Genomic DNA, 7195 nt, shown 5'->3' with positions numbered 1-7195 from the left:
GCTGCTCGGCGCGATGCCCGCGGGCGGCGGCACCAGCCAGACGGCCGTGAACCGGCTGGCAGGCGCGCGCTCGCAGCTCGCCGGGCTCGTTACGGCGGCCGTCACGCTCGGCACGATGCTGCTGCTCGCGCCGTTGATCGGCATGATGCCGCACGCGACGCTCGCCGCCGTCGTGATCGTCTATTCGATCGGGCTCTTCAGCCCGGCCGATTTCCGCGCGATCCTGCGCATCCGCCGCACCGAGTTCGTGTGGGCGCTCGTGGCGCTGGCGGGCGTCGTGCTGCTCGGCACCTTGCAAGGCATACTGGTTGCGATCGTCGTGTCGCTGATCGCGCTCGCGCATCAGGTCGCCGATCCGCCTGTGTACGTGCTGCGCCGCAAGCCGGGCACCAATGTGTTCCGCCCCATATCCGACGAACATCCCGAAGACGAAGCATTTACCGGCCTGCTGGTGCTGCGCGTCGAAGGACGCGTGTTTTTCGCCAACGCGGATCACATCGGCCAGAAGCTGCGGCCGCTGATCGACGCGGCGCGCCCCGAGGTCGTCATCATCGACATGAGCGCGGTGTTCGATCTCGAGTACACCGCGCTGAAAATGCTGATCGAAGCCGAGAAAAAGCAGCGCGAGCGCGGCATTGCGATCTGGCTCGTGCATCTGAATCCCAGCGTGCTCACGGCCGTGCAGCTCTCGCCACTAGGCGCGACGCTGGGCCGCGAGCGGATGTTCTTCAATCTGGAAGAAGCCCTCGCGGCATGGCATGCGCGGCATCTGCATCGCTGAAAGCCGCGTCCACCGTCACACGCCCCGCTTGCCGCGTGTGGCCTCGCCGGCGGGCTGATCCTCGACCCAGCGCCAGAACAGCTGATAACCGACCGCGAGCATCACAGGTCCGATGAAAAGCCCGAGCACGCCGCTCGTGATCATGCCGCCCAGCGCGCCGATCAGCACGACGGGCATCGGCACGTCGACGCCTCTGCCGAGCAGCAAAGGTTTGAGCACGTTGTCGGCGAGCCCTGCCACGAAGGTATAGATCGCGAAGATGATGGTCGCGGCGCTCGCGCCGTCCGTGGCGAACACGAAGATGATGACGGGCACGGTGACGATCGTGGCGGGCAATTGCATGATGCCGATCAGCAGCACGGCGAGCCCGAGCAGCCCCGCGCCCGGCACGCCCTTCACGACGAAACCGATGCCGATCAGCAGCATCTGGATAAATGCGATGCCGACCACGCCTTGCGCGACGGCGCGTATCGTCGCGATGCACAGTTCGGTGATCTTCGGTCCGTTGTCCGGACCGGAAATGCGCGACGCGATCAGCACCGCGGCGCGCCGGCCACGCGCGCCATGCGCCATGAAAATCCCGGCGAGAATCAGCGCGACGACGAAGGTCACGAGCCCCACGCCAAGCCCCGCGAGCGTGCCGAGCACGATGAGCCCGGCGTCCTTCAGTTGCGGCGCGAAGCGCTGCGCGAGGCCCGTCAGATCCGTCGACGCCTGCAGCCAGAAGTCGTACAGCCGCTGCCCGACGAGCGGCCACGCAGCGACCGACTCCGACGGCGGCGGAATGCGAAAACCGCCGCCCTTGATGATGGCCGTCACGTGCTCGACGGAATCGGCGGCGGCCACGCCCAGCAGGTAGGTCGGCACGAGGATGATCGCGAACGCGACGAGAACGATCAGCGTCGACAGCAAGCCGTTATAGCGCGTGGAATCCCCTCGCAGCCGGACCAGCAACGGGTGCAGCGTAATGGCGAGAATCAGCGACCACACCAGCAGGTTCAGGAACGGCACGACGATGCGAAAACAGAAGATCGCGAGAATGGCGATCAAGCCCGCGCGGATCAGCACGTCGAGCATGCCGCGCGCTAGCGACTTCTCGGAACTTTGGATGGACGACATCGATTGCCTCCCGCTCGTTGGTCACATGGTGACTGCACTAGACATCGGATCCCGCTGCCAGCGAGATGCGCTGCCGCACCACGCTAACGGCCTGCTTGAGCGCGTAGACGTCCTGCAGATAGCGCGTCGATACGCGTATCTGGCTTGCCTGCGCATCGATGCTCTCGAGTTCGTTGCGCCATTGCGAAAGCTGTTGCGCCGATGGATGCGCAGTCCTCCAGATTTCGTCTTCGAGCGCCTTGAGCTCGCGATACCAGACGACAAAGCGCTTCTTCACGCGCGATTCCAGCATCCGCGGCAACGCCTGCACGAGACCGATCAGCACAGCCATGAACGGCACGAGAATCAGCAGGCGCCGCTCGATGAAGCTCGCGAGCCAGAACGGCAGATAGCGCTGCAGGAATGGCCGTCCCGACTTGAAGTAGCGCTCGCTTTCATTCGAAACGGGGAATTCGTCGGTATTCAGATTGGGGAACGCGCCAAGCGGCGTGAAGTAGTCCTCGCCGGAATGCACGGTCTTCGCGGCGTCCAGCAGCAGATACACGAGCGCCGGATGCAGCGTGTCCCTCGCGACCAGCAGCGCCGTCGCAGCGAGCAACGTGACATCGGTTTGCGGACTGTCGTTGACGATGCTGGTCGACGCGCGCGGAAACGTCACTTTCTTCAGTGAAGGGAATTTCTGCACCAACGCGTCGGCCTGGGCGAAGCTCATCAGTTTGAGGTCGCTGTTGAGCAGCATCTGCTGCATAGGCGCATCCGGCCGGCCGATGAAGAACGCTGCATCGAGGCACCCGTCTTCGAGGCAGCGCCAGGACTTCGGCGCATCCATCTCGAGTAGCTGCGTGTTGTCGGATGTAATACCGCTATAGCCCAGCAGGACTCGCGACACCTGCAACAACCCGCTGCCCTGCACGCCGATACCGATCCGTTTGCCACGCAGTTGCGCGAGACGGGTGATGGTCTGCGCATCGCGATAGAAGACCCAGATGGGTTCGTACGAGACGGCGGCGATCGTTTCCAGATGATCCGTATCCTGCGGAACGGTGGTGCCCGATTGAATGAAGCCCACCTGGTATTCGCTGGAAGGGTCTTTGAGCCGCTGGTAGTTCTCGCCGGAGCCGGACGAGCTGCGGATGTCGAGCGCCACGCCATCGCGTTTGAGCAGTGGCGCATAGTGATCCGCGAAGCCGCGATAGATGCCGTTGTCTGCGCCCGTCGTGATGACAATGCGTGTCTGGAAAGCCGGCTCGATAACGGCGTACAGCCCCCACCCTGACGCCGTCAACGCGACGACCGCGGCAACGGCAATGAGCCACCGGCGCCGCGTCGCGACGGGCGCTTTCTGGCTGCGGTGAAGCGCTGGGTTGTCCCTGGGCATCGCCTGGCCCTCTTCTCCGTGCGTATGAGGCGCTCACAATGAGGCGCTCAGTCGTGAACGGAACATCGGAGCGCATGTGTCGCATCAGGCGTCCAGCGTTCAGGTAAGCGTAATGCACGTTTTTGGCGATCGCTATTGGACCAAAGTCCAATGGTGCAGGCCGTGTCGTTGCCAGATACTCGCTGCGTGAAGCCTGCGCTGGCGGACATGGCGCGCGCGGACTTGCCCGCACACGTGCCGTTCTGCTGCCGCGAGGCTGCGTTTCCTGCGAAACGTTCGCAGCGCCGTTGCGCAGCAAATCTTCGAAGCAATCTGGCGACGGTCCCGTGTCTGGGCCCGTCAACAACAATCAAACCCAGGTGCCGACGCTGGGGCGGGCAGGTAGAGACGGAGTTGGTATCCATCTGTCGATACGTGCGGCGCGAGAGAGCGCCCATGTCGTCGTGTAATGCCCGGCACGCAACAGCCTCAATGGGGAGGCGCTCATGGCGTCTTTGTCGATGCAGGTATCGAACTCTCTGCGCGCTCTGCGCTCTCCACGGTTTGTTGCTGGAAAATGTCCGGCCTGGAAACGGCCGCTTTTACCACTCGTTTTGCTGGCGCTGGCCTCTCTCGCCGCCTGCAAAAAAGCCCCCTCCGCCCCACCGCGCCCGACCATCGAAGTAACCGTCGTCACGGTCCAGCAGAAGGAAACGCCTGTCGATTTCGAGTTCACCGCGCAGACGCAAAGCTCGCGCGAGGTGGAGATCCGGGCGCGCGTCGATGGCTTTCTCGACCGGCGCATGTACATGGAAGGCTCGCTGGTCAAGGAAGGCCAGATCCTGTTCGTGATGGACAAGAAGCCGTTCGAAGCCGCGCTGCAGTCCGCCAAAGGTGCGCTCGCGCAGCAGCAGGCGCGCCTGCTAGTCACCAAGCAGAACCTTGCCCGCGTGATTCCGCTTGCCGCGCAGAACGCGTTGAGCAAGAAGGATCTGGACGACGCCACCGGCAACGAGAAACAGGCCGAAGCGGCCGTCATCGCCGCGCAGGGCGAGGTGCGCACGGCCGAGCTGAACCTGAGCTACTGCACGATCCGCTCGCCGCTCCAGGGCCTGTCCAGCTTCGCGCGCGTGCAGGACGGCAGCTACGTGACGCCCACGCAGTCGGGGTTGCTGACCTACGTGTACCAGCTCGACCCGATGTGGGTGAACTTCAGCATCTCCGAGAACGAACTGCTGCGCTACCGCGACCAGGTCGCCAAGGGCCTGCTGCGCTTTCCGCCCGACAACCAGTTCGACGTGACGGTGATCCAGGCCGATGGCTCCGTCTATCCGCAGCAGGGCCGTATCGATTTCACCAACCCCGCGTTCAGCCAGGACACGGGCACCTTCCTCGTGCGTGCGAGTTTCGCCAATCCGAAGGGCACGCTGCGCCCGGGGCAGTTCGTGCGCGCGAAGGTGTCGGGCGCGGTGCGTCCCAACGCGATCCTCGTGCCGCAGCGCGCGGTGCTGCAGGGCGCCAAGAGCCACTTCGTGTGGGTGCTCGACCAGGACTCGAAGCCGCATCAGCGCGTGATCGAGGTCGGCGACTGGCACGGCGACGACTGGTTCGTCAACGAAGGCCTGAAGACGGGCGAGCGCGTGGTGGTCGATGGCGCGATCCGCGTGTCGGCCGATGCGCAGATCAAGGTGGTGAGCGCGCCTTCAGGTACGCCCGGCACGCCTGCCGCGCCCGCTTCTGCACCGGCAGCGGGTGTAACGCCCGCGTCGACATCGGCGCCGACGCTTGCGCAAAGCCAGACGCAAAGCCAGGCCCACGCCGCGAGCCCATGACCGACCGCTGACCAATGAACATCTCCCACTTCTGCATCGACCGCCCGATCTTCGCGTCGGTCATCTCGATCGTCATCACACTGGGCGGCGCGCTGTGCATGCTCGCGCTGCCCACCGCGCAGTACCCCGACATCACGCCACCGCAGATCACCATCTCCGCGACCTACCCGGGCGCGAGCGCCGATGTCGTCGCCAACAACGTCGCCGCGCCGATCGAGCAGCAGGTCAACGGCGCCGACAACATGATCTACATGAGCTCGTCCAGTTCGTCGACGGGCAACCTGACCATCAACGCGTACTTCCAGATCGGCACCAACCCCGAACTCGCGCAGGTCGACGTGCAGAACCGCGTGAACCTCGCGCTGCCGCAACTGCCGCAGTCGGTGACCAACCAGGGCGTGCAGGTGCAGAAGAAGTCGCAGGCCTTCATGATGGTGATCGCGATCTACTCGCCCAGCGAGCGCTACGACGCCACCTACATCGCCAACTACGCGAACGTCTACGTGCTCGATGCCCTGAAGCGCATTCCGGGCGCCAACCAGTCGAGCATCTTCGGCACGCCCGACTACGCGATGCGCATCTGGCTGCGTCCCGACCGCATGGCGCAGCTGGGCATCACCGCCGCCGACGTGCAGCGCGCGGTGGCCAACCAGAACCAGCAGTTCGCCGTCGGCCGGTTAGGCCAGTCGCCCACCGGCGCGGCCGTCGAACAGTCGTTCGCCGTCACCACCACCGGACGGCTCACCGAGCCCAACGAGTTCGAGAACATCATCATCCGCGCGCAGAGCGGCGGCGCGGCGATCGTGCGCCTGAAGGACGTCGGGCGCGCCGAACTCGGCCAGAAGGACTATTCGATCCGCAGCCGCTTCCAGGGCAAGCCCGCCACCGTGCTCGCCGTCTACCAGCAGCCGGGCGCCAACGCGCTCGATGTCTCGAAGCAGGTGCGCGCCACGCTCAGCGAGATGAAGAAGTCGTTCCCCGAGGGCATCGACTACGAGATCGCGATGGACACCACCGAGTTCACGCGCGCCTCGATCACCGACGTCGTGCACACGTTCTTCGAGGCCGTCGTGCTGGTGGTGATCGTCGTGTTCGTGTTCCTGCAGAGCCTGCGCGCGACGCTGATTCCGGTGCTGGCGGTGCCCGTGTCGATCGTCGGCACCTTCATGGGGATGGAAGCGCTCGGTTTCTCGATCAACATGCTCACGCTGTTCGGCATGGTGCTCGCGATCGGTATCGTGGTCGACGATGCGATCGTCGTGATCGAGAACGTCGAGCGCAACATGACCGTGCACAAGCTCGACCCGAAGACCGCCGCCAAGCAGGCGATGGACGAAGTGGCCGGGCCGGTGGTCGCGATCGTGCTGGTGCTGTGCGCGGTGTTCGTGCCGGTGGCGTTTCTGGGCGGCATCACCGGGCAGATGTACAAGCAGTTCGCGATCACCATTGCAATTTCCGTGGTGATCTCGGGCATTGTTGCGCTCACGCTCTCGCCCGCGCTCGCGGCGCTGCTGCTCAAGCCGGGACATCACGAGAAGAAGGGTTTCTTCCGCTGGTTCGACAACCAGTTTGCGCGTATGACGGCCGGTTATACGCGCGCCGTGCGGCTCATCATCAAGCGCTTCGTGATCGCGCTGCTGCTGTTCGTCGGCATGATCGTGCTGGCGGTGATCATGATGCGCGACATTCCGACCGCCTTCCTGCCGCCCGAAGATCAGGGCTATCTGCTGGGCGCCGTGATCATGCCCGATGCGGCGTCGCTCGATCGCACGGGGCAGGTATCGGAGCGCGTCACCGACTACTTCATGAAGCAGCCCGCTGTGGGCAGCATCACGACGGTGGACGGCTTCAGCATTCTCGACAGCCAGAACAAGAACAATTCGTCGACGTTCTTCGTCGGCTTCAAGAGTTTCGAGGAGCGCTACAAGTCAGCGAACATCCGCACGCAGAACGCGCGGGCGGTGCTCGTCGATGCGTACAAGGCGCTGTCGCAGGTCCAGGAAGGGATCGTCGTTCCATTGAATCCGCCATCGATTCCGGGGCTCGGCACGACGGGCGGCACCGAGATGTGGATCCAGAGCAAGGGCGACGCGACGACCGCGCAGT

General features: G+C 64.5%; 5 protein-coding genes. 3 read left to right on the top strand and 2 right to left on the bottom strand.

The genetic code is table 11. The annotated features are described in order from the left end of the window. Positions 1-781, top strand: a 781-nt coding sequence (locus tag G3O01_RS44545; RefSeq protein ID WP_205813866.1) for a SulP family inorganic anion transporter, incomplete at its 5' end; no start/stop codon positions are given. Positions 782-796: 15 nt separating this feature from the next. On the opposite strand, the gene G3O01_RS44540 is transcribed toward G3O01_RS44545, so the two are convergent. Beyond that, on the bottom strand, positions 797-1900 hold the full coding sequence (locus G3O01_RS44540) for an AI-2E family transporter (RefSeq protein ID WP_205813865.1): 1104 nt from the start codon (positions 1898-1900) through the stop codon (positions 797-799). 37 nt (positions 1901-1937) lie between these two features. Further along, positions 1938-3278, bottom strand: coding sequence for a TAXI family TRAP transporter solute-binding subunit (locus G3O01_RS44535; RefSeq protein WP_205813864.1), 1341 nt, complete (start codon positions 3276-3278; stop codon positions 1938-1940). Positions 3279-3763: 485 nt separating this feature from the next. Between G3O01_RS44535 and G3O01_RS44530 the strand changes: the two genes are divergently transcribed. Further along, positions 3764-5089 carry an efflux RND transporter periplasmic adaptor subunit gene (locus tag G3O01_RS44530; RefSeq protein ID WP_205813863.1) on the top strand — a complete coding sequence of 442 codons (1326 nt, stop codon included), beginning with the start codon at positions 3764-3766 and terminating at the stop codon, positions 5087-5089. Positions 5090-5103: 14 nt separating this feature from the next. Then, a partial coding sequence (locus G3O01_RS44525; protein WP_205813862.1) for an efflux RND transporter permease subunit occupies positions 5104-7195 on the top strand: 2092 nt, incomplete at its 3' end.

This window comes from Burkholderia sp. Ac-20365, assembly GCF_017104715.1.
GTDB lineage: Bacteria > Pseudomonadota > Gammaproteobacteria > Burkholderiales > Burkholderiaceae > Paraburkholderia.
Note: the sequence above shows the minus strand (reverse complement) of the source record. Positions and strands in the feature narration are given on the sequence as shown.

Excerpts from the sequence above, each read along its gene's own strand:
- G3O01_RS44540 (WP_205813865.1), bottom strand. The coding sequence starts at position 1,900 with ATGTCGTCCATCCAAAGTTCCGAGAAGTCGCTAGCGCGCGGCATGCTC.
- G3O01_RS44530 (WP_205813863.1), top strand. The coding sequence starts at position 3,764 with ATGGCGTCTTTGTCGATGCAGGTATCGAACTCTCTGCGCGCTCTGCGC.
- G3O01_RS44535 (WP_205813864.1), bottom strand. The coding sequence starts at position 3,278 with ATGCCCAGGGACAACCCAGCGCTTCACCGCAGCCAGAAAGCGCCCGTC.